This is a genomic window from Salana multivorans (genome assembly GCF_003751805.1).
GTDB lineage: Bacteria > Actinomycetota > Actinomycetes > Actinomycetales > Beutenbergiaceae > Salana > Salana multivorans.
On record NZ_RKHQ01000001.1, the window covers coordinates 2,149,966 to 2,174,928 of the forward strand.

The following is a 24,963-nucleotide window of genomic DNA, read 5'->3' on the forward strand; positions in this document are numbered from 1 at the left end:
GAGAGAACCACCTCCCCGGGCCCACGCCCGGGCATGAAAGGACCGCCATGTCGACCCCTCGTCTCACCATCGACCCCGCCTTCGTCGTCGGGCCCGTGCGCCGCCGCACGTTCGGCTCCTTCGTCGAGCACCTCGGGCGGTGCGTGTACACCGGCATCCACGACCCGGGTCACCCCACGGCGGACGAGGACGGCTTCCGCGGCGACGTCGTCGAGCTGGTCAAGGAGCTCGGCATCTCGACGGTCCGCTACCCGGGTGGGAACTTCGTGTCGGGGTATCGGTGGGAGGACGGGATCGGGCCGGTGGAGGAGCGGCCGCGGCGGCTGGATCTGGCGTGGCACTCCACGGAGCCGAACACGGTGGGGCTGGACGAGTTCATGGTCTGGGCTGCCAAGGCCGGGGTCGAGCCGATGATGGCGATCAACCTCGGCACCCGCGGTGTGCACGAGGCGATGGACGTCCTGGAGTACACGAACATCGCCGGCGGCACGATGCTGTCCGACCTGCGTCGCGCCAACGGCGCGGAGGAGCCCTACCGCGTGAGCATGTGGTGCCTCGGCAACGAGATGGACGGGCCGTGGCAGACCGGCCACAAGACGCCCGAGGAGTACGGACGGCTCGCGGCCGAGACGGCGCGGGCCATGCGCCAGATCCAGCCCGACCTCGAGCTCGTCGCGTGCGGCTCCTCCTCCTCCAGCATGGCGACGTTCGGGACGTGGGAGCACACCGTCCTGACCGAGACCTACGACCTGGTCGACCTCATCTCGGCGCACGCCTACTACTGCGAGGGCGACTCCGACCTCGGCTCGTTCCTCGCCTCGGCCGTCGACATGGACCACTTCATCGACTCGGTCGCCGCGACCGCCGACGCCGTGCGCGCCGCCGGCAAGCACACGAAGCGGATCAACATCTCCTTCGACGAGTGGAACGTGTGGGACCAGGCGCGGGTGGAGTCCTACATCCCGTCGCCGACGGGTGACGACTGGCCGGTGGCGCCGTCGCTGCTGGAGGACCACTACACGGTGGCGGACGCCGTCGTCGTGGGGAACCTGCTCATCTCGCTGCTGCGGCACACGGACCGGGTGCACTCCGCGTCGCAGGCCCAGCTCGTCAACGTCATCGCGCCGATCATGACGGAGCCGGGCGGCCGGGCGTGGAAGCAGACGATCTTTCACCCGTTCGCGCTGACCTCGCGCCACGCGAAGGGCGACGTGCTCCAGGTGGTGCTGGAGTCCCCGACCTACGAGACGACGCGGTTCGGCGAGGTGCCGCTGCTGGACGCCGTCGCGACCTTCGACGCCGAGAGCGGCGAGCTGACCGTGTTCGCCGTCAACCGGTCGCAGGGGGAGGCTCTGCCGCTGGCGATCGACCTGCGTGACGGTGCGTACGAGCTGGTGGAGGCCGTGACGTACAGCAGCGACGACCACGCGTGGCAGGCATCGGCCGACGACGACACGTCCGTCCTGCCGGTCGCCAACACCACGGCGACGGTCGACGGCGCGACGGTGACGGCGACCCTGCCGGCCGTCTCGTGGTCGATGTTCCGGCTGGCCCGGGGGTGAGCGCGCCGGGGCGCCGGGGGTGGCGCTGGGCCGCGCCGGCACTGCTCGCCGTCGCGGCGCTCCTCGGCGCCTGCGCCGCCCCGGCGCCCGTCGCCGCGACCCAGCTCGAGCTGACCGGCGACCTGGACACCCACGACCCGGCGCTCGTGGTCACCGACGACGGCTGGTACGTCTACTCGACCGGGTCGATGGCGCTCGGTGCCGGCTCGCCGCAGATCCGGCGCTCGACCGACGACGGCGCGACCTGGCGGTACCTCGGCACGGTGTGGGACCGCGCGAGCACGCCGGAGTGGATCGCCGAGGCCGTCCCGGGCGTGACGAACCTGTGGGCGCCCGAGATCGTCGAGCACGACGGGACGTACTACCTCTACTACTCGGCGTCGACGTTCGGCAGCAACACCTCGGCGATCGGGCTCGCGACGGGGACGAGCCTCGACCCGGAGGACGCCGACTTCGGCTGGCAGGACCGCGGGATCGTCTGGTCCTCGGCCGCGGGGGACGGGTACAACGCCATCGACCCCGGCGTCATCACCGACGCCGACGGCACGCCGTGGATGGCGTTCGGCTCGTTCTGGGGCGGCATCCAGCTCGTCGAGCTGGAGTGGCCCAGCGGGCTCGCGGCGCCCGGCGCCGAGCCGGTGACGATCGCCTCGCGCGGGGACGCGCTCAACGCGATCGAGGCGCCGTACCTGCACGAGCGGGACGGCTGGTACTACCTGTTCGTCTCGCGGGACGCGTGCTGCCGGGGCGTCGACTCGACGTACAGCATCGCGGTCGGCCGCTCGCGCGAGGTGACCGGGCCGTACGTCGGGCCGGACGGGACCCCGATGACGCAGGACGGCGGCCTCGAGCTGCTCACGACGTCGGGGGACATGATCGGCCCCGGCGGGCAGTCGGTGTCGCAGGGTCGGCTGGCGTTCCACTTCTACGACGCCGCCCGCGCCGGGGCGTTCGAGCTGGGCATCCGGGAGCTGGCGTGGGACGCCGACGGCTGGCCGGTCGCCCGGACGGAGAGCGAGCTCGCCGCCGCCGACGGGTGAGCGTGCGGTGCGGTCCCGCCGCGGTGGCCACCACCGGACCGGGTCGCCGCGTCGATCAGGTCGTGGGGTGGTCGGCGAGCGCGCCGTGGCCACGGTGGGCCCGGGTGGTCGACGGCATCCGGTCCCGGGGTGGACACCGCCGAGCCGGGCGGTCGCGGCGCCGCACGGCCTGCGGCGGGAGCCGCCCCCGGGACCCGGGCGGCCGACGGGGTGACAATGGTGCGGTGACTGCGCAGCCTCCTGGCCCCGACGGCGCCCCCGGCTCCGACGGCCCGAACCGTCCGCACCCGCGGCGGCCGGCCGCGATGGATCCCGCCCAGGCCGACCGGATCGTCGGCCGCGCCGACCCCGCGATGCGCGAGGCCGCCGCCCACCGCACGGCGAGCGCCGTGCTGCGCCGCGGTCACGACGGCGCGGACGCCGCCGAGGTCGACCGGCTCGTCCGGCTCGTGGAGACCGAGGGCATCGAGGTGGTCGCCGAGCTGTGGGCCGACTCCGGTGCCGACACGCTGCCCGGCGCCCTCTGGCGCCTGTACGCCCTGCGCGAGTGGATCCGCCGCAGCCCCGTGGAGATCGCCCAGCACTTCGCCCTCGGCAGCCGGCGCGCCCAGGTCGCCGGCGTCGTGGCCGGGGCCGCCGAGCCGCCGACGCCCGACGAGATGCGCCGCGTCGCCGACGCCGTCCTTGCCGGCGCGATCACCGCCGACCTCGACGTCGCCCTCGACCGGGCCTCCGCCTTCTACCGCGTCGTCGGGACCGGCATGGCGCTCGACGCCGACCTGCAGGACCTGCCCCACGGCGACGAGGCGGCACACGCCACCCGGCGCGCGAACAACCTCGTCCGGACCGCCGACGAGCTGCGCGACGCCGCCCGCCGCGCGCGGGCCGGGACGCTCGAGTGAGGGACACCGGGCCCCGGTACGACGGACCGACGGCGCTCACCGAGGACGACCGGGTGGGCCTGGCGGGCCTGCTGGCCGACGTCGCGGCGCGCGACGGCGTCGAGCCCCTGTCCGAGGAGCACCTCATCGCGCTGCGCCCCGGGGCCGCGCCGGCGCGCGCGTGGGTCGTGCGCGACGCGGCGCGCGTCGTCGGCCTCGCCTCCCGCCGCGGCGATGCGATCGAGGTGGCTGTCCACCCCGAGCACCGGCGACGCGGGCTCGGTCGCGCGCTCGTCACGGCGGCGCTCGACGACGCGGCCGCGCAGCCCGAGCTCGGCGACCCGTCCGCCCCGTCCGGCCCCGACACCCCGCCCGCGCCCGGGGTCCCGGCGGTCTGGGCGCACGGCGACCTCGCCCCGGCCCGGGCGCTCGCGGCCGACCTCGGGCTGGTCCGCGCGCGCGAGCTGCTCCGGCTCGAGCGAGCGAGCCGGCCGGGCGACGCCGAGCTGCCCGAGCTCCCCGGCGCGCTCCGGCTCGCCGACCTCCCCGCGTCCGAGCGCGAGGCCGCCCTGCGCTCGTGGCTGCGGCTCAACGCCGTCGCCTTCCGCGACCACCCCGAGCAGGGCCGGTGGACCTGGGAGGACGTCGCGACGCGCGTCGCCGAGCCGTGGTTCGACCCGTCGCTGCTCCTCCTCGTGCCGGATGACGCGGGCAGCGACCTTGCCGCCAGCCTGTGGATCAAGCCGCAGCCACCCGTCGGCGGCCGCGAGCGCGCCGAGGTCTACGTCGTCGCGGTCCACCCCGACGCGGCCGGTCGCGGGCTCGGGCGGTCCCTGCTCGACCACGCGCTCGGGCTGCTCGCGCGACGCGGCGTCCGGGACGTCGAGCTCTACGTCGACGGCGGGAACGCACCGGCCGTGCGGCTGTACGACCGGGCGGGATTCGGCGTCGTCGAGCGCCATGCCCAGTACGTCCGCGGGGCGTCGTCCACAGCCTGAGGCCGGGGGTCGCCCGCGGCCCGGCGGGGATGCAACGATAGGCGCATGACCGACGCGCTCACCCCCCGTACCGCCGACGAAGCCGCAGGGACGGGGTCGACGGGTCCTGCGAGCACGGCCACCGGCGTCCTGCCCGATCCGGTCGCCGCGGCGACGGCCGAGGGTGAGGCCGAGGCGGCAGCGATGGAGCAGGCGTTCGAGCGCGACGGGGCAGCCGAGGGGGTCGCGTCGGAGGCGGCTGACGCCCTCGCCGACGACGAGCTCGCCGCCGAGGACGCCGAGCTTCCCGAGGACCGGTTCGCCGACCGCGAGCTGTCCTGGCTGGCCTTCAACGAGCGCGTGCTCGAGCTGGCCGAGGACCCCGACCTCCCGCTCCTGGAGCGGTGCCGGTTCGCGGCGATCTTCGCCTCGAACCTCGACGAGTTCTTCATGGTCCGCGTGGCCGGTCTCAAGCGCCGGATCGCCACCGGCATCGCGGTCACGGCCGCGTCGGGCCTCACGCCCCGCCAGGTGCTCGAGGCGATCTCGGTGCGCGCGCACGAGCTGATGGAGCGGCACGCGAGCCTGTACCGGGACGAGCTCGTCCCGGCGCTGGAGGAGCAGGGCATCGCGTTCGCGCACTGGGAGGGTCTCGGCCAGCAGGAGCAGGACCGGCTGCACAAGTACTTCCGCCGGCAGATCTTCCCGGTGCTGACGCCGCTCGCGGTCGACCCGGCGCACCCGTTCCCCTACATCTCGGGCCTCTCGCTCAACCTCGCGGTCGTCGTGCGCAACCCGACGACCGAGAAGGAGCACTTCGCCCGCGTGAAGGTGCCGCAGTCGCTGCCGCGGTTCGTCGTCGTGGAGTCGGTGGGCGCCGACGGCGACCTCGACCCGCTCGCGCCGGTGCGCCTCATCGCCCTCGAGGAGCTCATCGCCGCCCACCTGCACTACCTCTTCCCGGGCATGGAGGTCGTGGAGCACCACACGTTCCGCGTCACCCGCAACGAGGACCTGGAGGTCGAGGAGGACGACGCCGAGAACCTCCTCAAGGCCCTGGAGAAGGAGCTGCTGCGCCGCCGGTTCGGCCCGCCGGTCCGGCTCGAGCTGGCCCCCGACATGTCCCCGCTCGTGCGCCGGCTGCTCATCCGCGAGCTGGGCGTCGTCGAGGCCGAGGTCTACCAGCTCCCGGCGCCGCTCGACCTCACGGGTCTCAACGTCGTCGCCGACCTCGACCGGCCCGACCTGCAGTACCCGCGGTTCGCCGGCCGGACGCCGCGCGCCCTCGCGGAGGTCGAGAGCGCGAGCCCGACCGACTTCTTCGCCGCCCTGCGCGAGCGGGACATCCTCCTGCACCACCCGTACGACTCGTTCTCCACGAGCGTGCAGCAGTTCCTCGCCCAGGCCGCGGCCGACCCGAACGTGCTCGCGATCAAGCAGACGCTCTACCGCACGTCCGGCAACTCCCCGATCATCGACGCCCTCATCGACGCGGCGCAGGCCGGCAAGCAGGTGCTCGCGATCGTCGAGATCAAGGCCCGGTTCGACGAGCAGGCCAACATCTCCTGGGCCCGCAAGCTGGAGCGCGCCGGCGTCCACGTCGTCTACGGCATCGTCGGTCTCAAGACGCACTGCAAGCTCTCGCTCGTCGTCCGGCAGGAGGCCGGCGGCCTGCGGCGCTACTGCCACGTCGGCACGGGCAACTACAACCCCAAGACGGCGCGGCTGTACGAGGACCTGGGTCTGCTCACGTGCAACCCGGACGTCGGGCAGGACCTCACGCGCCTGTTCAACCAGCTCTCGGGCTACGCGCCGAAGTCCCGGTTCCACCGGCTCCTCGTGGCGCCGCGGTCGATCCGCTCCAGCCTCGTCGAGCGGATCGAGCGCGAGATCGAGCACCACCGGGCCGGCAAGGAGGCCTGGATCCACCTCAAGGTCAACTCGATCGTGGACGAGCAGACGATCGACGCCCTCTACCGCGCGTCGCAGGCCGGCGTGCCGGTCGGGATCGTCGTCCGCGGCATCTGCGCGGTCAAGGCCGGGGTGCCGGGGCTGAGCGAGAACATCACCGTCCGCTCGATCCTCGGCCGCTTCCTCGAGCACTCGCGGATCTACTCGTTCGCGAACGGCGGCGACCCGGAGTACTTCATCGGGTCCGCCGACCTCATGCACCGCAACCTCGACCGCCGGGTCGAGGTGCTCGTCCGGCTCACGGACCCCGACCACATCGCGTTCCTCGGCCACCTCATGGAGGTGCAGCTCGCCGACACGACGTCGAGCTGGCACCTCGAGCACGACGACGGCGAGCAGGCGTGGGTGCGCCACTCGCGGGACGAGGAGGGCGAGCTGCTCCTCGACGTCCAGAGCTGGCTCATCGCCCGGCGCTCGGGCCGGCCGGGGGCGTCCGGCGTCGCCGGACGTTCGGGCCGCTAGACGGGGTCGGTGCGATGACGCCGTCGCTGGCCCTGCGTCCCGCCACACCGAGCGTCGCGCCCGTGCCGACCGTCCACGCCGCCGGCGGGATCGTCTGGCGCCGCGTCGCCCGGGGATCCGGCGACGGCCGCGGCTCGCGGAAGTCGGGCATCGAGGTCCTGCTGGTCCACCGGCCGCGGTACGACGACTGGTCCTGGCCCAAGGGCAAGCTCGAGGCGGGGGAGACGCTGCCAGCCTGCGCCGTGCGGGAGATCGCCGAGGAGACCGGCGTCCAGGTGGTGCTCGGCCAGCAGCTCCCCGGGGTCCGGTACCGGCTCGGCGACGGCCGGCTCAAGGTCTGTCACTACTGGGTCGCACAGGTCGTGGCCGACGAGACGCCGGCCGTGCGCGCTCGGATGGAGGTCAAGCGGTGCTCGCCGCGCGAGGTCGACCGCACCACCTGGGTGACGCCGACGCAGGCGAGGAAGCTGCTCACCCGCGCCTCCGACCGGCTGCCGCTCGAGGCGCTGCTCGACTTGTGGGACGAGGGCGCGCTCGAGACCCGGTCGTTCGTCGTGCTCCGGCACGCGCGGGCGAAGAAGCGCTCGGCCTGGTCCGGCGGTGAGCACGACCGACCGCTGACCGCGCAGGGCCTGCACCACGCCGTCGACCTCACCGGGACGCTGTCGGCGTTCGGCGTCGACCGGGTGACCTCGAGCCCGTGGGAGCGCTGCGTCGCGACCGTCGTGCCGTACGCGGAGCTGTCCGAGGTGCTCGTCGAGCTCGTGCCAGAGCTCACCGAGGCCGAGGCGAAGCGCGCGCCCGTCCACGCGCGCCGCGCCGTCTCCAGGCTGCTGCTCGGGCTGCGCGCCTCGCTGCGGCTGCCCGGCGGCGAGCCGGGGACGGTGGTGTGCACGCACCGGCCGGTGCTGCCCGTCGTGCTCGACGTCCTCGCGGAGCGGATGCCGAACCGCGTCAAGGCCCTCCTGCCGAGCGCGAACCCGTACCTGCGCCCCGGCGAGATGCTCGTGGCGCACGTGCTGCCGCGGCACCGCCGCGGCGTGCGGGTGGTGGCGATCGAGCGCCACCGCGTCCCCCGCTGACGACGCCCCGACCGCGTCACCGGACGACTCCCGGAGTCCCCGCCGGCCGGCGATCGCGGGCCGCCGGTGCCACCCCGCGCCCCGTCGCCGGCCGTCACGGCGAGCCTCGCCGCCGCGCCCCCGCCGCCGCCACTCGCGGCGGACCCCGCCGCGCGCCGGTCGCGGCGCGCCCCGCCGCGCGCCGGTCGCGGTCCTGTGCCGTTGCTCACACCCGCGCGGGCGAACTGTTCAGGTTCCGTTCACCTCGGGGCCGGAGCCGGGTCACCGAGTCTCCTTAGCGTCAGGTCATGGCACGCGCAGCAGCGTCGTGCCTCGAAGACGTGAAGGGACACCGATCTTGAAGCAGTCGATCCGCCGCGGCACCTACGCTCTCGCGGCCGCCGGCCTTGCTCTTGTGCTCGCCTCGTGTGGCGGTGGCGTGACCGGGGGCGGTGACTCCTCCACGGACGCCGGCACCGACTCGCCCTCGACCGGCTCCAGCGAGGCCTCGACCGACTCGGGCTCGGCCCCCGCCGACCTGTCCGGCAACCTGGCGGGCGCTGGTGCGTCCTCGCAGGCGAAGGCCCAGGAGGGCTGGATCGCCGGGTTCACCGAGCAGTACCAGGGCGTCACCGTCAGCTACGACCCGCAGGGGTCCGGCGGTGGCCGCAAGCAGTTCATCTCGGGTGGCGTGCTCTTCGCCGGCACCGACTCCGCGTTCAAGCAGGAGGAGCTGACCGAGGCCGCCGCGCGCTGCGAGGGCGGCGAGGTCGTCGAGCTGCCCGTCTACATCTCTCCGATCGCGGTCGTCTACAACCTCCCGGACGTCGGCGTCGACCACCTCCAGCTCACGCCGGAGACGCTCGCCAAGATCTTCCGCGGCGACATCACGACGTGGGACGACGCGGCCATCGCCGCCGACAACCCGGACGCGACGCTCCCGGCCACGGCCATCACGGTCGTCAACCGCTCGGACGACTCTGGCACCACGAAGAACTTCACCGACTACCTCCACCAGACCGCTCCGGACGTCTGGACGGACGAGGCCGAGGAGGCCTGGCCCATCGCGTCGGTGCAGTCCGGCGACGGCACGTCCGGCATGGTGACGACGGTCTCCTCCGCCGTCGGCGCGATCGGCTACGCCGACGCCTCGCAGGCCGGCAGCCTCGGCACGGCCGCGCTCAAGGTCGGCGACGCGTTCGTCCCGTTCTCGGCCGACGCCGCGGCCAAGGCCGTCGACGCCTCGCCGCTCACGGACGACGCGACGGACCTGCGGATCACCTACCAGCTCGACCGGACGACGTCCGAGGCCGGCGCGTACCCGCTCGTCCTCATCTCCTACCTCGCGGGCTGCGAGACGTACGCCGACGCCTCCGACGCCGCGAACGTCGCCGCCTACTTCGGCTACATCGCCAGCGAGGCCGGCCAGGAGCGCTCGGCGCAGGCCGCGGGCACCGCGCCGATCTCCGACGACCTGCGCACTCGCGTCGAGGCGGCCATCGCCACGATCTCGGCGTCCTGAACCGATCCGACCGGACGGCTCAGGACCACTCCAGGAGCGACCTCGTGACGACCGATCACGCACACACCCCCGGGGCCGGGCGACCGGCCCCGGGGGGTCCGGCCGCCGAGCCGGGCTCACCCCGGGGCGGCCAGCCCGCCGCCCCGAAGCACCTCACGGGCACGGGCCGGTTCGGCAACCGCCTCTTCGCCGGCATCTCGACGGGCTCCGGCATCCTCATCCTCGCGATCCTCGCCGCCGTCGCGTTCTTCCTCCTGCTCGAGGCGCTGCCGGCGATCACGTCGGCGCCCGAGGCCTACGCGGACTTCACGCGCGGCCTCAACCTCGGCCAGTACATCGGCCCGCTGGTGTTCGGCACGGTGCTCGCCGCGCTGCTGGCGCTCGTGGTGGCGGTGCCGCTCTCCGTGGCGATCGCCCTGTTCATCGCCCACTACGCGCCGAAGCGGTTCGCCGGTCCGGTCGCCTACGTCGTGGACCTCCTGGCGGCCATCCCGTCCGTCGTCTACGGCCTGTGGGGCTTCTTCTGGCTCGTCCCGCGCGTCGGCCCGGCCATGGACTGGGTCTCGGCGAAGCTCGGCTGGATCCCGCTGTTCGCGAACTACTCGCCGCCGGCCAAGAACATCTCCTCCGCCGCGCTCGTCCTCGCCGTCATGATCCTGCCGATCATCACCGCCGTGAGCCGCGAGGTGTTCCTGCAGACGCCGCGCCTGCACATCGAGGCGTCGCTCGCGCTCGGGGCCACCAAGTGGGAGGTCGCCCAGCAGGCGATCCTGCCGTTCGGCCGCTCGGGCGTCGTCAGCGCCTCGATGCTCGGCCTGGGTCGTGCGCTCGGCGAGACCATGGCGGTCCTCATGATCCTCGCGCCGTTCGCCAAGGGCTCCGAGATCTACAGCTGGCAGCTCCTCGCCAGCGCGCAGCACCAGACGATCGCCGCCAACATCGCGCAGCAGATCCGCGAGGCCAGCGGCATCTCCGTGAGCGTCCTCATCGCGAGCGGTCTCGCCCTCTTCGCCATCACCCTCGTCGTCAACATGCTGGCGCGCTGGATCGTCTCGCGCCGCGCCGCCTTCTCGGGAGCCAACTGATGACCACCGTCCTCGAGCGCAGCCCGGGCAGCGAGGCGCCCCCGCCGTCGTCCTCCCCGCTGACGACCGACGCCCGCGGCCGCCGGCGCAAGGCGACCGACGTGACGATGCGCGTGCTCGTGACCGCCGCGTTCCTCGTGGCGCTCATCCCGCTCATCAGCCTCCTGTACGAGGTCATCTCCCGCGGGGTCCGCATGCTGAGCTGGGAGTTCCTCAGCACGGACATGCAGGGCGTGTTCGGTGACATGACGAGCGGCGGCATCCTGCACGCGCTGCTCGGGACGGTCCAGATCACGGCGCTCGCGACGCTCATCTCCGCGCCGATCGGTCTGCTCGCCGCGATCTACCTCGTCGAATACGGCAAGGGCCGCCTCGCGCGCGTCCTCACGTTCTTCGTCGACGTCATGACGGGCATCCCGTCGATCGTCGCCGGTCTGTTCGCCGTCGCGCTCTTCGCCCTGCTCGTCGGCCCGGACTACCGCTCCGGCCTCATGGGCGCGATCGCGCTGTCCGTGCTCATGATCCCCGTGGTCGTGCGCTCGTGCGAGGAGATGCTCAAGCTCGTCCCGAACGAGCTGCGCGAGGCGGCCTACGCGCTCGGCGTGCCGAAGTGGCTCACGATCGTCAAGGTGGTCCTGCGCACGTCGCTCGCCGGCATCGTCACCTCGATCGTCCTCGCGATCGCCCGCGTCATCGGCGAGACCGCGCCGCTCCTGCTCACGGTCGGCATCGTCACGCAGGTCAACACGAACATGCTCGACGGTCGCGTCGCGACGCTGCCCGTGTTCGCCTACAGCCAGTACAGCCAGGACGCCCTCGGCGTCGGCGCCGACCGGGCGTGGGGGGCCGCGTTCGTCCTCATCGTCCTCATCATGCTGCTCAACCTCGTGGCGCGGTTCATCTCCCGCCGCTTCTCCATCGCCGAGCGCTGACCGCGCTACCTCGGAAGGACCCCACCCCATGTCCAAGCGCATCGACGTCAGCGACCTCGACATCTACTACGGCGACTTCCTCGCCGTGAAGGGCGTGACGATGGCGATCGAGCCCCGCTCGGTCACCGCGCTCATCGGCCCGTCCGGCTGCGGGAAGTCCACGTTCCTGCGGACCCTCAACCGCATGCACGAGGTCATCCCCGGCGCCCGCGTCGAGGGGAAGGCCGTCATGGACGGCCTCGACCTCTACGGCCCCGACGTCGACCCGGTGCAGGTGCGTCGCCAGATCGGCATGGTGTTCCAGCGGCCTAACCCGTTCCCCACGATGTCCATCGAGGAGAACGTGCTCGCCGGCGTGCGGCTCAACCGCGGCCGGCTCTCCCGCGCGGAGTCCGCCGAGCTGGTGGAGCGCTCGCTGCGCGGCGCCAACCTGTGGAACGAGGTGAAGGACCGCCTCGACAAGCCCGGCTCGGGCCTGTCCGGCGGGCAGCAGCAGCGCCTGTGCATCGCGCGCGCGATCGCCGTCCAGCCGCAGGTGCTGCTCATGGACGAGCCGTGCTCGGCGCTCGACCCGATCTCCACGCTCGCGATCGAGGACCTGATCCACGAGCTCAAGGAGGCGTACACGATCGTCATCGTGACGCACAACATGCAGCAGGCCTCCCGCGTCTCCGACCGCACCGGGTTCTTCAACCTCGAGGCGACGGGCAAGCCGGGGCAGCTCGTGGAGATCGACGACACGACGACGATGTTCTCCGCCCCCCGCGAGAAGTCGACCGAGGACTACATCTCCGGCCGCTTCGGCTGATCCCGCGCCCGACCCTGCCCCGACCGCGGCCCCGCCGCCCGGGCACCGACGCCGGCCCTCCGGCCCGAGCTCGACCCCCGCGCACGCCGACACCGACCCCCGGGCCGAGTCGGCTGGCGCGGGGGTCGAGCTCGTCGTGCGCCCCACCGAGGACTTTTGCGAGTACACTCGTGCTAAATAAACCTCGAGGGAACGGGACCGGACATGATCCTCGCGCTGATCGTGGCCTGCGAGGTCGGCTTCTGGGTGGCGATCCTGTCCGGCCTCGCCGTCCGCTACCTGCTGCGCCGGCCGCGTCTGGGCGCCGGGCTGCTGATCGCCGCGCCGGTGATCGACGTCGTGCTGCTGGTCCTGGTCGCCATCGACCTGCTGCGCGGGGGGACGGCGTCGTGGGAGCACGGCCTCGCCGCCATCTACATCGGCTTCTCCGTGGCCTTCGGCCACCCGATCATCGCCTGGGCCGACGTCCGGTTCGCCCACCGGTTCGCCGGTGGCCCGAGGCCCGAGCAGCTCACCGGCACCAGCTACACGGTGAAGTGCTGGAAGGACGTCCTCCGCTCGCTCCTCATGGCCGCGGTCGCTGGCGCCATCGCCGGCGGACTGATCCTGCTCGTCGGCGACCCCGCGCGGACCGGCGCGCTGGCCGCGACCTTCCGCATCCTCGGGCTGATCCTGACCATCGACCTGCTCTGGGCGATCAGCTACACGATCTGGCCGAGGCGAGAGGTCACCGCGTCCCGGGGGGCTTCCGTAGGCTGAGTGCCGTGCCCCGCCTGATCGACGTCGACGCGCGCAACGCCGAGATCGCCGCCGCGTCGCTGCGCGTGCTGGAGCGCGACGGGCTCGCCGGACTGTCCGTGCGCAGGGTCGCGGAGGAGGCCGGGATCGCCACCGCCTCGCTCCGGCGGGCGTTCCCCACCCAGCACGCCCTTCGCGAGCACTGCCTGGCGCTCGTCGAGGAGCGGGCCACCGCGAGGATCAGGGCGCTCCCGCCGGACCTGACCGGACGCCGACTGGTCGAGGCGATGCTCGCCCAGCTCCTTCCCCTCGACCGCGAGCGTCGCACCGAGCTCGCGGCGCAGATCCAGCTCGGCGTCCTCGCGCTCACCGACCCGGCCCTGCGGGCCGCGGCCGTCCGGCTCGACACCGCCGTCGGGCGCGCGTGCCGGGCCGCCGTCGCGATCCTCGCCGATGCCGGCCAGCTCGGGCGCGACCGCGACCCCGACTACGAGGCGCAGCGCCTGCACGCCCTGCTCGACGGCGCGGCGGTGCACGGACTCTGGGCGGGCGAGGCGACGCAGGCCGTGCACGCCCTCGACCTCGTCTCCCGACACCTGGCGGAGCTGGCCGACGAGGAGTCAGGGTAGGGCGACGGGTCAGACCGGCAGGACGGCGCGCAGGAGCCAGAACGCCAGCGCGCCGAGCAGGCCGGCCGCCGGGATCGTCGCCGCCCAGGTGAGCGCGATGCTCCGCAGGACGCCCCAGCGCACGGCGGCGAGACCGCGGGTGGCGCCCGTCCCGGCGATCGCCGAGGTGATCGTCTGCGTCGTCGACACCGGGGCGTGCAGGCCCATCGCGGCGACGTAGAGCACGCTCGCCGCGACGGACTCGGCGACGAACCCGCGGGCCGGGTCGAGGTGGATGAGCCGACGCCCCAGCGTCCGGATGATCCGCCAGCCGCCGGCGTAGGTGCCGAGCGAGATCGCGGCGGCCGAGCACAGCTTGACCCACAGCGGCACGCTCGAGCCCGGGGCCGCCCAGCCGACCGTGAGCAGCGCGAGCAGGATGACCCCCATCGTCTTCTGGGCGTCCTGCAGGCCGTGCCCCAGCGCCATCGCCGCGGCCGAGACGGTCTGGGCGGCGCGGAACCGGCGCGTCGTCGGTGCGGGCCGAGCCCCGCGGATCGCCCACAGCAGCGCCGTCATGAGCACGAACGCGAGCGTGAAGCCGATGACGGGGGAGAGCAGCAGCGGCCACACGACGCGATCCATCACCTCGCCCCACTGGATCGCGTACGCGCCCGCGAGCCCGGCGCCGACCAGCCCGCCGATGAGCGCGTAGGAGGACGACGACGGCATCCCGAGCCGCCAGGTCAGCAGGTTCCAGCCGATCGCGCCGACGAGCGCCGCGAGCACGACGACGAGCGCGGCTCCGGCCATCCCCTCGGGCACGGTCCCCGGCTCGGCGCCGGGTGGCGCGAGCGTCACGATCCTCGTCGCGATCGTCTCCGCGACGGACGTGCCGAGCAGCGCGCCGACCACGTTCATCACCGCGGCCATGACGAGGGCGGCGCGCGGGGTGAGCGCCCGCGTCGAGACGGACGTCGCGATGGCGTTCGACGCGTCGTGGACGCCGTTCGTCCAGGCGAAGGCCAGGGCGACGGCGACGATGACGACGACGAGGGCCGCCTCCACGTCAACCCTCCCGCAGGGCGATGGTCCCGAGCGCGCTCGCGACCTTCTGGAAGGAGTCGATGCAGTCCTCGAGCTCGTCGACGACCTCCTTGAGCGCCAGCACCCGGATGGGGTCGCTGCCGGCGGGGGAGGAGCCGTCGAACACCGAGCGCAGGAGGTCGCGGTGCAGGGCGTCGCCCTCGTCCTCGAGCCGGGTGATCTCGGCCAGCGGCTCGCGCAGGCGGTGCAGCGAGCGGAGTCGGTCGACGGCGTCGACGGCGAGCTCGGCGCAGCGCTGGATGACCTCGGCCTGGCGCACCACACCGGGCGGCAGCGTCTCGACCCCGTACAGCACGATGTGCTCGCCGACCTCGTCGAGCTGGTCGACGCAGTCGTCGAGGGCGGCCGCCAGCAGGTACACGTCGGCCGGCTCGAGCGGGGTGACGAAGACCTCGGTGACCCGGCGCAGCGCGGCCCTGGCGTCCTCGTCGGCGTCGTGCTCGACGGCGCGCAGGCGCTCGGCGAGCGCGGGGCGGTCCTCCGGCAGGGCGCCGACGAGCTGCGCGAGGAGGTCGGCCGCGACCGGGAGGTGGCGCGCGAGCGCTCCGAGGAGCTCGAGCACGCGGTCCTCGCGAGGGGTGAGGCTGAAGCGCACGGGCGGGCCGATCGGTCGTGGTCCGGGAGGTGCCAGGGGATGGCAGCGGCGCCGGACCGGGAAGCGCCTCTCGGCGCGTGGCCGCTCGTAGCGGCAGAAATTGGAGCCCGGGGCTTGCCCGGCCCGACGCCAGGACGAGTCTACGACAGGGCGGGCGCCGGCGTCGGCGGGTCGAACCGGTAGCCGACGTTGCGCACCGTCCCGATGAGCGTCTCGTAGTCGATCCCGAGCTTGGCCCGCAGGCGCCGGACGTGGACGTCGACCGTCCGGGTGCCGCCGTAGTAGTCGTACCCCCAGACCTCCTGGAGGAGCTGCGCGCGCGTGAACACCCGGCCGGGGTGCTGCATGAGGTACTTGAGCAGCTCGAACTCCTTGTAGGTGAGCTCGAGCGTGCGCCCGCGCAGGCGGACCGTGTAGCCGCCCGGATCGATCGTCAGGTCGCCCGCCTCGATCTCGCCGTCCTCGTCCCGCTCCGGAGCGCTCGCGCGGGCGCTGTCCCCGAGCAGGCGCAGCCGGCTGGCCAGCTCGGCCGGGCCGGCCGTGTCCAGGACGATGTCGTCGATGCCCCAGTCGGCGGAGACGACCGTCAGCCCGCCCTCCGTGAGCACGAGCAGGATCGGGACCGACAGGCCGGTCGAGCGGATGAGCCGGCAGGTCGTCCGCGCGGTGGCGAGGTCGCCGCGCCCGTCGAGGACGACGACGTCGGTCGCGGCCGCCTCCAGCACGGCGGACGGGGCCAGGTCGGCCATCTTGATCCGGTGCGGGACGAGCGCGAGAGCCGGCAGGACGGCCGTGGCGCCGCCAGGTTCGGACGTGAGCAGGAGCAGATCGGCCACGCGTGTCCTTCCCGGTGCGACGGGCCGCGCCGACGGTCCCTGCGATGCCCCGGGGCCGACGAGTCGGCGGCCCGGGACGACCCCCGGACCGACACCACTGTATTGCCCCGATGTCACGACCGTGTTGCCTGCCCCGTGCAGTACCGTGGAACGGCTCCGCCGCGACCACGCGAGCGGGCGCGTGTCGCGGCACCGCCGCGCCGATCCAGCGAGCGCGAGGAGGGGCCTGTGGCTCGGACGCTGAGTCCGTCGGTCAGGGCCGTGCTGAGCGCGGTGGCCGCGGCGGCCGTCGCGGTCGGGTACGTCGCGTCGCCGACGGTCGGCGGCGTCGTCGTGTGCGTGCTCCTGGCGATCTTCGCCGTCGGCTGGCCCCAGCTCGTCGGGCTGCCGATCCCGTGGCAGCGCACGGCGCTCCTGCTCCTCGCGGGCGCCGGCGCCGGCTGGGCGGTCCTCACCTCGGGCAACCTCCGCCTGCTCGCGATCGTCGGGGCGCTCGGCGTCATCGGCGCGTTCGTCCTCGAGCTGCTGCGCCGGGACGGGCGCCAGCGCCTGGTCGACTCGCTCTCGGCGTCGGTCGCCGGCGTCGTCGTGCTCCTGTCCGGGGCGGCGTGGCTCGGGATGGGGCCGGACCCGATCGCGCTCGCCGTCGTCGTCACGACGGCGGGGACGCTGGCCGCCGGCGCCGCGGTCTCCGCGATCCACCTGCCGCCGTGGCCGCACGCCCTCGCGACGATCGCCGCTGCAACGATCCTCGGCGCGGGTGCGGCGCTCGCGCTGCCGGAGCTGTCCTGGGTCGCCGCGCTCATCGGGCTCGCGGCCGGGCTGGTCAGCTCGTCCGTGCACCAGGCGCTCGGCCGCTACCGCGCGGCGCGTCAGCCGCTCGCGGCCCTCGCGGCCGCGGTGCTGCCCGTCGTCATCGCTGGCCTGCCGGCGTACGGGCTGCTGCGGTACTTCCTGCTCTAGCCCGTCCCCGGACGAGGTCGGCGACGACGGCGGCGGCGCGCTGCCCGATGAGCTCGTGCGCCGGCGGGTCGGGGTGGAGCAGGTCCGCCATCGGGGTCGCGGCGTCGTCGGCCTCCCCGTAGAGGTCGAGCCCGTCGAGGTGGTGCAGCTCGTGGTCGCCGGCCGCGCGGCGGTCGGCGACGATGCCGGCGATCAGCTCGCGCATCGCCCGCAGCGTGAGCGCGCCCTCGGCGATCCGGTCCGGCGAGCCGAGCGAGCGGAACCGGACCTCGGGCAGCCGCGCCGGGTCGATCATCGTCGGCCCGGGAAGGTCCTCGCCGATCGGGCAGAAGATCGGGGACACCACGAGGAGGGGCGTGTCCGGGTGGCCCTCGCGGATCGTGTCGAGGAAGCCGTGCAGGAGGGGGCCGAACACGCGGCGCCCGTACGCGTCGGCGTTGAGCACGTTGATGCCGACCTTGACCGAGACGACGTCGACGTCGAGGTCGCGGATGGTCCGGGCGACGAACGGGTCCATGAGCGCGGCGCCGCCGAACCCGAGGTTGTGGAGGTCGAGCCCGGCCCGCCGCGCCGCGACGCCGACCCACGTGCGCGCGGGCGATGCCGCCTCGGCGCCGTGGCTGATCGACGAGCCGTAGTGGACCCAGCGCGGGCCGTCCGACGGCTCGGCCGCCGCGAGGTCGTCCGCCTCCAGGGCCAGCAGGCGGACGCGGTCGCGGTAGGGGAGCCAGATCTCGACGGTGCGCCGGCCGCCGCCGGGCGGTGCCGGCGGCAGGGCGAACGTGACGGTGAGCTCGTCGCCGGGGTCGTCGTCGACGGTCGCGGTCGCGCCGTCGGCCCGGAGCAGGCCGACGCGGCCGCCGGTCGGGACCGACGTCGCGACGACCTCTCCGTCGATCACCGCGTCGAACGGCCCGCAGTCCCGCGCGGGAAGCGCGGGTGCCGGCGGCACGGGCTCGAAGAGCTGGCGGCTCGCGCGCACCCGCAGCGCCAGCCGGTCCGACGCCGTGGCGAACCGCAGTCGCACGCCCGAGCCCTGCGTGACGTTGAGGCCGTAGAGCTCGCTCTCGTACTGGGCGCGCGTCCAGGCGGGCAGGCGGTGCGGGAGCAGGCCGTGCGGGGTCTCCTCGAGCCACGCCGCCCCGAGGACCTCGATGCGGGGGTCGGTCATCATGGTCGCGACGCTACCGCCTCGGCGCCCGATGTGTAACGATTTAGCAACGGCGCGATGCGGGCGGTTGACGCGAGTGAAGCGATTCAATATGCTCCCCTTTGTACCGATTCAATCCCTCGGTTCCTCGAGCAAGGAGGCTCTGTCCCATGAAGAAGTCCCTCATCGGCTCCGTGGCTGCGATCGCCGCCGCGAGCTTCGTCCTGGCCGCGTGCGGCACCGGCGACGGCGGCGACACCAGCAGCCCGACGGACAAGGCGTCCGAGTCCGAGACGGACGGCGGCGGCGACGCCGAGCCGACCGACCCGGCCGACGTCTCGGGCACCATCTCGTTCACGTGGTGGGGCAACGACGACCGCGCCGCCAAGTACGAGGAGTCCCTCGCGCTCTTCAAGGAGAAGTACCCGAACGTCACGGTGCAGACCTCCTGGCAGGCGTTCCCCGACTACTGGACGGCCCGCAACACCGAGGCCGCCGGCTCGGCGCTGCCGGACGTGCTGCAGTTCGACTCCTCCTACCTGCGCGAGTACGCGAACGCCAACCGCCTGCTCGACCTGTCCGAGTACGTCGACAGCGGCGCGATCGACCTGTCCGGCTTCGACGAGAGCCTCGTGGCGGCGGGCAACCTGAACGACGTCCAGGTCGGCATCCCGACCTCGACGAACACGCTCGGCATGTTCGTCAACCCGACCGTCATCGAGCAGACCGGGGTCGAGTTCCCCGCCGACGGCTACACGTGGGCCGACCTCAACGAGTTCATCGAGAAGACCCACGCGGCCGGCGTCAAGAACGCCGACGGCTACGACCTCTACGGCAGCGGCGACTACACCGGGACGTTCTGGTTCTTCCTGCAGTGGCTCATCCAGAACGGCACGGACCCGTTCAGCGACGACGGCCAGCTCAACTTCACGCAGGACGACGTCAAGGACTGGTTCGCCCTCACGGCCGACGTCCGCCAGCAGGAGGCGCAGTTCCCCGTCGCCCGCGGCGTCGCGCTCAGCCCGCTCGGCGGGTTCACGATGAACGAGGTCTCCTCCGAGATGTCGTGGTCCAACTTCATGGCCGGGTACACCGCCGACTCCGGGACCGACTCGATCGAGCTCCACCCGATCCCGAGCGGCCCCGACGGCACGGCCAACTTCTTCCGTCCGTCGATGCTGCTGTCGGCCGGCGCGAACACGAAGAACCCCGAGGCGGCGGCCGCCCTCATCAACTTCCTGCTCACCGACCCCGAGGTCGGCACCATCTTCGGTACGAGCAAGGGCGTCCCGGCCGATGTCGACCAGCGCGCGGCCGTCCAGGCCGAGGACGGCTCGGTCGACGCGAAGGTCCTCGCCTACGAGGAGTACGTCGCGACCACGACGACCTCCACCGCCCCGATCCCCGTCAAGGGCTTCGGCACGATCGAGGAGAAGTGGCGTCAGCTCTCCGAGGAGATCCAGTACGGCAACCTCACCGTCGACCAGTTCGTGACCGAGTGGTGGGCCGAGGCCGAGATGGCGATCCTGTGATCGACCCGTCTCGCTAGAGACGTCGACGGCGGCGGTGCTGGTCCGGTCAGCGCCGCCGCCGTCCGACACCCCGACGTGTCGGCTGCGGTCAGCCCGCGACATGCCCGACGCAGCGCCGCGTCCCCCCGGGCCCAGCCCGGCCCCGTCCCAGCTCTTCCCGTCAGGAGGTCCTGCCATGGCCGCACCCGCCATACCGCTCGACTCCGACCGTCTCCGCTCGATCAAGCGCAAGAAGGCGCACGGAGCCCGCGTGGGCTACGCGTTCCTCTCGCCCTGGCTGATCGGGTTCTTCGTGCTGACGGCCGGTCCGATGATCGCCTCGCTCTACCTGTCGTTCACCGACTACGACCTGTTCAACGCCCCGAACTTCACCGGGATCGAGAACTACACCCGGCTCTTCTCCGACCCGAACTTCCTCAAGGCCTGCCAGGTCACGCTGTACTACGTGGTCGTCGGGACGCCCATCAAGCTGATCTCGGCCCTCGCGGTCGCGATGCTGCTCAACGCCGGCCGGCGCGGGATGGGCTTCTACCGCTCCGCGTACTACCTGCCCTCCCTCATCGGCGGCTCGGTCTCCATCGCCATCGTGTGGAAGGCCATGTTCATCGACAACGGCATCGTCGCCCGCGTCGTGGAGTCGCTCGGCGGTCCCGCGGCCTCGGCCGGTGGCTGGGTCGGCGACCCGAACCGCACGATGCCGATGCTCATCCTGCTGACGGTGTGGCAGTTCGGCGCCCCGATGGTCATCTTCCTCGCGGGCCTCAAGCAGGTCCCGGTCGAGCTGTACGAGGCGGCCGAGGTCGACGGCGCGGGCCCCGTGCGCAAGTTCCTCAAGATCACCATCCCGATGCTGTCCCCGGTCATCTTCTTCAACCTGCTGCTCGAGACGATCCACGCGTTCCAGATCTTCAACTCCGCGTTCATCATCTCCAACGGCACCGGTGGCCCGGCCCGCTCGACCCTCTTCTACACGCTCTACCTGTACTTCCGTGGCTTCCGCGACTTCCAGATGGGCTATGCCTCGGCCATGGCCTGGGTGCTCGTCCTCGTCGTCGGCCTCGTCACGCTCGTCATGTTCCGCACGTCCAACGCGTGGGTGCACTACTCGGGAGGCAACAAGTGAGCGCCACCTCGATGCCGCCCAAGGCGGCAGGCAAGCTCGGCCCGACCGTGTCAGCCCAGCAGTCGGAGCAGCTGCGCAAGGCCGCCCGACGCCGTGGCGCCGTCGGCTCCACCGGGTTCCACATCTTCGCGCTCGCGGTCCTCGTGGTCATCCTCTACCCCGCGGTGTGGATGCTCACCTCGACCTTCAAGCCGAGCAACCAGATCGTCGGCAACGTCTCGCTCATCCCGAGCGACTTCACGCTCGCGAACTACGCCACGGCCCTCGAGGGCATCGGCGGGGTGTCCTTCTGGACCTTCGTCAGCAACTCCCTCATCCTCGCCGTCGCCTCGGTGGTCGGCGTGCTCATCTCCTGCTCGCTCGCCGCCTACGCCTTCGCGCGGGTGGAGTTCCCGGGCCGCAACGTGTTCTTCGCCTGCATGATCGGCACGATGCTGCTGCCGTTCCACGTCGTCGTCATCCCGCAGTACATCGTGTTCAACAACCTCGGGATGGTGAACACCTACTGGCCGCTGCTCATCGGCAAGTTCCTCGCGGCGGACGCGTTCTTCGTGTTCCTCATGATCCAGTTCATGCGCGGCCTGCCGAACGAGCTCGACGAGGCGGCCCGGATCGACGGTGCCGGCCACGCGCGGATCTTCGGGTCGATCATCCTCCCGCTCATGCAGCCCGCGCTCATCACCTCGGCGATCTTCGCGTTCATCTGGTCGTGGAACGACTTCTTCGGCCCGCTGCTCTACCTCAAGAACCCGAGCATGTACACGATGCCGATCGCCCTGCGCGCGTACGTCGACCAGACGACGACGAGCGACTACGGAGCTCAGATGGCCATGGCCATGCTCGCGCTCCTCCCGGTCATGCTGTTCTTCTTCGCCTTCCAGCGTCACCTCGTCGGCGGGGTCGCCACGCAGGGGCTCAAGGGCTAGGGATGACCGGGACCACCGCCCCGCACCGGGGCGCCAACGGGACGGGGGAGGTCGGCGTGGGTGCCGCCGGCCTCCCCAACCCCGGGCCGGCGGGCCTCGCCGTGCTCGGTCGATCGGGTCGCGCCCGCAGGCGTCACGCGGACCTCACCGCGCCGGAGGAGCTGCGCCGCTTCGGCGGCGGAGCGGTCGGGCCGTTCAGCCAGATGCTGCTCATCGGGCTGTGCGTCTGCGCGCTCTCGCTCCCGCTGTTCCCGGCCGTGCCGGCCCTCGCGGCCGCCGTGCGCCAGCTCGAGCGGCACCTGTCGGCGCGCGACGACTCGCTCCGCGCGTTCTGGCGCGGCTTCGTCGATGCATTCCGCTCCGGCGGCTGGTGGGTCGGGCTCGGCACCACCGCCGTGCTCGGCCTCCTCGCGGTCAACGCCTCGGGGAGCTTCCAGGGACTCGTGCCCGGCGGCGCCGCCGTCGGCTGGGTCAGCGTGGCGGCCGGCGTCGGAGTCCTCCTCGTCGTCAGCCGCGCCGCGGCGCTGTGGCGCCCGGGCGCCCGGTGGGGCGACCTGCTCCGCGAGGCCGTCGACGTCACCGTCGCCGACCCCGTGGGCAGCGTGCTCGTGCTCACCGGCTACGGCGTCGCCGCGGTCGTCGTGTGGATGCTGCCGCCCCTCGTCGTCATCACGCCGGGCATGGTGACCGTCGCCCTCGTGGCGGCGGAGCGCCGCCGGCACGGCGCGGCCTGACCGCCCCCCGTCCTGACCCCGTTCGTCCCAAGGAGATCGCGATGACCACCGGTGGCTTCACCCTGCCCGGCGAGGCCGGCCACGAGGAGCTCACGCTCCGCCTCGCCGAGCGCTGGGGTGCCGACGTCATCCGCGACTCCGACGGCACGACGCTGTCGCGGGAGATCCTCGACGCCGACTACGGGATCTACTCCACGATCTGCCTCATCCGGGAGGACCGCGACTGGGCGCTCGCGAACCAGCGCCTGCTCCAGCAGAACTTCCTCGGTTCCTTCCCGGTCGTGGCCGACGGCGACGTCGTGCGGATCGACCCGCTGGCCGGCTACTCCACCGACCAGTTCGTGCTCAACGACTGGGACGGCGTCGAGCTCTGGCAGGTCTTCGACCGGACCAGCGGCACCGAGGTGCCGCGGGAGAGCTGGCGGCTGGTGGACGGGACCGTCGTCGTCGACGGCACCGTCCCGGGGCACTCCTACACCGTCAACGTGCTCGTCATGCGGGTCTGGGAAGAGATCTCCATGTACAACCACGTGACGAACGACTGGGGCGACAAGCCCCGGCTCATGGCGCTGGAACCGCGTCACCCGGCCGTCGCGCAGCGGCTCGAGGAGTGGCTCGAGCGGTGGTGCGTCGAGCACCCGGAGACCACCGTCGTGCGGTTCACGTCGCTGTTCTACAACTTCGCCTGGTTCTGGGGCAGCGACCCCGACCTGCCGCACGTCTACGCCGACTGGGGCTCCTACGACTTCACGGTCAACCCCGTCGCGCTGCGCGAGTTCAACGCCGGCCGCGCGGTCCCGATCACCTCCGAGGACTTCGTCGACGCGGGTCGGTACACCTCGACGCACAACCCGCCCTCCCCGATCTACCGGGAGTGGATGGAGTTCACGATGGACTTCGTCCTGGCGCTCGGTCGCCGCCTGGTGGACGTCGTCCACCGGCACGGCAAGCAGGCGTACGTCTTCTACGACGACTCCTGGGTCGGGCTCGAGCCCTACTCGCCGCGGTTCCCCGAGTTCGGCTTCGACGGGCTCATCAAGGCCGTCTTCTCCGGGTACGAGGCGCGCCTCAACGCCGGCGTCGACGTGCCCGTCCACGAGCTGCGGCTGCACCCCTACCTGTTCCCCGTCGACCTGGAGGGCAAGCCGACCTTCGTCCCGGGCGGCGACCCGACCGCCGACGCGCGCGCCTACTGGACCGTCATGCGTCGCGCGCTGCTGCGCGCCCGGATCGACCGGATCGGGCTCGGCGGCTACCTCTCGCTGGTCGAGCCGTTCGAGGACTTCCAGGCGTACGTCGCCGAGGTCGCCGACGAGCACCGGCTCGTCCGCGACCTGCACCTGGCCGGTCCGCCGGCCGTCGCCCCCGTGCGGGTCGGCGTCGCGACCTGCTGGGGGCGGCTGCGCTCGTGGACCTGCTCCGGGCACCTGCACGAGAACCCCGAGCTGTCGCTGCTGCACGTCATCGAGTCGCTCGCCGGGCTGCCGTTCGACGTGGAGTTCCTCGCGCTCGACGATCTCGCGGCCGACGGCGTCCCCGACGGCATCGACGTGCTGGTCAACGCCGGTCCCGCCGGCAGCTCCTGGTCGGGCGGTCCCGTCTGGTCGCGCCCCGAGCTGGTCGCGGCCGTCACCCGGTTCGTCGCCGCGGGCGGCGGCCTCGTCGGGGTCGAGTCGCCGTCGGCGCTCGACCGGGCGCAGGCGCCGGGCCGGCTCGACCGCTTCCAGCTCGCGCCGGTGCTCGGCGTCGACGTCGACGCCGGTGACCGCCACGTGCTCGCCCGTCGCCGGTTCGACGTCGACGAGGCCGGCCCGGCCGCGCGGTCGATCCTCGCGGGGGTCGACGTCGCGACCGCCCTGGCCGGGGTCCGGCCGCAGCCGGGGACGCGCCTCGCCCGCTCCGGCGTCGCCGTGCTCGCCGCGACCGACGGCGTGCCGACCGTGACGGCGACGTCGTTCGGCGCCGGGCGCGCCGTCTACCTCGCCGACCACCGCCACGGCGCCGACGCGGCTCGGCTCCTCTCGAACGCCCTGTGGTGGGCGGCCGGACGCGAGCCGTCCGGGTACGCGACGAGCGACCCCCGGCTCGACGTCGCGCACTTCCCGGCCTCCGGGACGGTGCTCGTCGCGAGCTCGGCCGACGTCCCGGTCACCGGGAGCGTGCTGCGCGACGGCGAGGTCGTGGCCGAGGTCTCGCTGGCGCCGGCCGGGCTGGCCGTGCTCGACGCGGCCGCGCTCGACGGCTAGCCGGGACGGCCCTCGACTACGATCGATCGCATGCTGCACGTCATCTTCACGGGCCTCGTCGTCGCGGTCGGTGTCGTCACGGTCTGGTTCGCCGGCTACGTCGT

22 protein-coding genes are annotated in these 24,963 nt (G+C 73.0%); 18 read left to right on the forward strand and 4 right to left on the reverse strand.

All coding sequences use genetic code 11. The features are described 5' to 3' along the window. Positions 1 to 47: 47 nt before the first annotated feature. From arfA to EDD28_RS09185, 12 genes are all read left to right on the forward strand, one after another. Positions 48 to 1,562, forward strand: coding sequence for an arabinosylfuranosidase ArfA (gene arfA, locus EDD28_RS09130; protein ID WP_123739321.1), 1,515 nt, complete (start codon positions 48 to 50; stop codon positions 1,560 to 1,562). Continuing rightward, complete coding sequence (locus EDD28_RS09135) at positions 1,559 to 2,602, forward strand: arabinan endo-1,5-alpha-L-arabinosidase (protein ID WP_245967979.1); 1,044 nt, start codon at positions 1,559 to 1,561, stop codon at positions 2,600 to 2,602. Before arfA ends, EDD28_RS09135 begins: the two co-directional genes overlap by 4 nt. A 224-nt stretch (positions 2,603 to 2,826) precedes the next feature. After that, positions 2,827 to 3,504, forward strand: coding sequence for a hypothetical protein (locus EDD28_RS09140; protein WP_245967980.1), 678 nt, complete (start codon positions 2,827 to 2,829; stop codon positions 3,502 to 3,504). Continuing rightward, a complete protein-coding gene (gene mshD / locus EDD28_RS09145) occupies positions 3,501 to 4,481 on the forward strand; it encodes a mycothiol synthase (protein ID WP_211339158.1) in 981 nt (326 codons plus the stop codon). The genes EDD28_RS09140 and mshD overlap by 4 nt, the downstream gene beginning before the upstream one ends. 183 nt (positions 4,482 to 4,664) lie before the next feature. Then, entirely contained in the window at positions 4,665 to 6,893 is a 2,229-nt protein-coding gene (locus tag EDD28_RS09150) for an RNA degradosome polyphosphate kinase (protein WP_245968053.1), read from the forward strand. A gap of 62 nt (positions 6,894 to 6,955) precedes the next feature. Beyond that, complete coding sequence (locus EDD28_RS09155) at positions 6,956 to 7,975, forward strand: NUDIX hydrolase (RefSeq protein ID WP_245967981.1); 1,020 nt, start codon at positions 6,956 to 6,958, stop codon at positions 7,973 to 7,975. Positions 7,976 to 8,312: 337 nt separating this feature from the next. Next, a complete protein-coding gene (gene pstS / locus EDD28_RS09160; RefSeq protein WP_123739326.1) occupies positions 8,313 to 9,476 on the forward strand; it encodes a phosphate ABC transporter substrate-binding protein PstS in 1,164 nt (387 codons plus the stop codon). Between the two features lie 44 nt (positions 9,477 to 9,520). After that, the gene (gene pstC, locus EDD28_RS09165; RefSeq protein ID WP_123739327.1) at positions 9,521 to 10,561 is read left to right on the forward strand and encodes a phosphate ABC transporter permease subunit PstC; all 1,041 of its coding nucleotides are present in this window, start codon (positions 9,521 to 9,523) and stop codon (positions 10,559 to 10,561) included. Next, entirely contained in the window at positions 10,561 to 11,493 is a 933-nt protein-coding gene (gene pstA / locus EDD28_RS09170; RefSeq protein WP_123739328.1) for a phosphate ABC transporter permease PstA, read from the forward strand. Before pstC ends, pstA begins: the two co-directional genes overlap by 1 nt. A 28-nt stretch (positions 11,494 to 11,521) precedes the next feature. Next, positions 11,522 to 12,301, forward strand: coding sequence for a phosphate ABC transporter ATP-binding protein PstB (gene pstB, locus EDD28_RS09175; RefSeq protein ID WP_123739329.1), 780 nt, complete (start codon positions 11,522 to 11,524; stop codon positions 12,299 to 12,301). Between the two features lie 204 nt (positions 12,302 to 12,505). Then, positions 12,506 to 13,060: a hypothetical protein gene (locus EDD28_RS09180; protein ID WP_123739330.1), complete on the forward strand. Its 555-nt coding sequence runs from the start codon at positions 12,506 to 12,508 to the stop codon at positions 13,058 to 13,060. Positions 13,061 to 13,065: 5 nt separating this feature from the next. Next, complete coding sequence (locus tag EDD28_RS09185; protein ID WP_123739331.1) at positions 13,066 to 13,668, forward strand: TetR/AcrR family transcriptional regulator; 603 nt, start codon at positions 13,066 to 13,068, stop codon at positions 13,666 to 13,668. A gap of 9 nt (positions 13,669 to 13,677) precedes the next feature. Here EDD28_RS09185 and EDD28_RS09190 read toward each other — a convergent pair whose 3' ends face one another. The 3 genes from EDD28_RS09190 to EDD28_RS09200 form a co-directional block, all read right to left on the reverse strand. Beyond that, entirely contained in the window at positions 13,678 to 14,715 is a 1,038-nt protein-coding gene (locus tag EDD28_RS09190; RefSeq protein WP_123739332.1) for an inorganic phosphate transporter, read from the reverse strand. A 1-nt stretch (position 14,716) separates the two neighbouring features. Then, positions 14,717 to 15,349: a DUF47 domain-containing protein gene (locus EDD28_RS09195; protein ID WP_123739333.1), complete on the reverse strand. Its 633-nt coding sequence runs from the start codon at positions 15,347 to 15,349 to the stop codon at positions 14,717 to 14,719. Between the two features lie 140 nt (positions 15,350 to 15,489). After that, positions 15,490 to 16,185 (reverse strand): winged helix-turn-helix transcriptional regulator, encoded by a 696-nt coding sequence (locus EDD28_RS09200; protein ID WP_123739334.1) that lies wholly within the window; start codon positions 16,183 to 16,185, stop codon positions 15,490 to 15,492. A 228-nt stretch (positions 16,186 to 16,413) separates the two neighbouring features. Here EDD28_RS09200 and EDD28_RS09205 point away from each other — a divergent pair, with 228 nt between their 5' ends. After that, positions 16,414 to 17,148: a hypothetical protein gene (locus EDD28_RS09205; RefSeq protein WP_123739335.1), complete on the forward strand. Its 735-nt coding sequence runs from the start codon at positions 16,414 to 16,416 to the stop codon at positions 17,146 to 17,148. Here the strand turns inward: EDD28_RS09205 and EDD28_RS09210 are convergent. Continuing rightward, a complete protein-coding gene (locus tag EDD28_RS09210) occupies positions 17,099 to 18,322 on the reverse strand; it encodes an SGNH/GDSL hydrolase family protein (RefSeq protein WP_123739336.1) in 1,224 nt (407 codons plus the stop codon). The two genes, EDD28_RS09205 and EDD28_RS09210, sit on opposite strands and share 50 nt — an antisense overlap. A gap of 146 nt (positions 18,323 to 18,468) precedes the next feature. On the opposite strand from EDD28_RS09210, the gene EDD28_RS09215 reads away from it, so the two are divergent. The 5 genes from EDD28_RS09215 to gnpA all read left to right on the forward strand — a co-directional run bounded on the left by EDD28_RS09215 (position 18,469) and on the right by gnpA (position 24,859). Further along, the gene (locus EDD28_RS09215; RefSeq protein ID WP_123739337.1) at positions 18,469 to 19,830 is read left to right on the forward strand and encodes an ABC transporter substrate-binding protein; all 1,362 of its coding nucleotides are present in this window, start codon (positions 18,469 to 18,471) and stop codon (positions 19,828 to 19,830) included. Between the two features lie 175 nt (positions 19,831 to 20,005). Continuing rightward, positions 20,006 to 20,953, forward strand: coding sequence for a carbohydrate ABC transporter permease (locus EDD28_RS09220; RefSeq protein WP_123739338.1), 948 nt, complete (start codon positions 20,006 to 20,008; stop codon positions 20,951 to 20,953). Between the two features lie 11 nt (positions 20,954 to 20,964). Then, complete coding sequence (locus EDD28_RS09225) at positions 20,965 to 21,879, forward strand: carbohydrate ABC transporter permease (protein ID WP_123740029.1); 915 nt, start codon at positions 20,965 to 20,967, stop codon at positions 21,877 to 21,879. A gap of 2 nt (positions 21,880 to 21,881) precedes the next feature. After that, positions 21,882 to 22,613 carry a hypothetical protein gene (locus EDD28_RS09230; RefSeq protein WP_123739339.1) on the forward strand — a complete coding sequence of 244 codons (732 nt, stop codon included), beginning with the start codon at positions 21,882 to 21,884 and terminating at the stop codon, positions 22,611 to 22,613. 41 nt (positions 22,614 to 22,654) lie between these two features. Continuing rightward, positions 22,655 to 24,859 (forward strand): 1,3-beta-galactosyl-N-acetylhexosamine phosphorylase, encoded by a 2,205-nt coding sequence (gene gnpA, locus EDD28_RS09235; RefSeq protein ID WP_123739340.1) that lies wholly within the window; start codon positions 22,655 to 22,657, stop codon positions 24,857 to 24,859. The last annotated feature ends 104 nt before the right edge of the window (positions 24,860 to 24,963 follow it).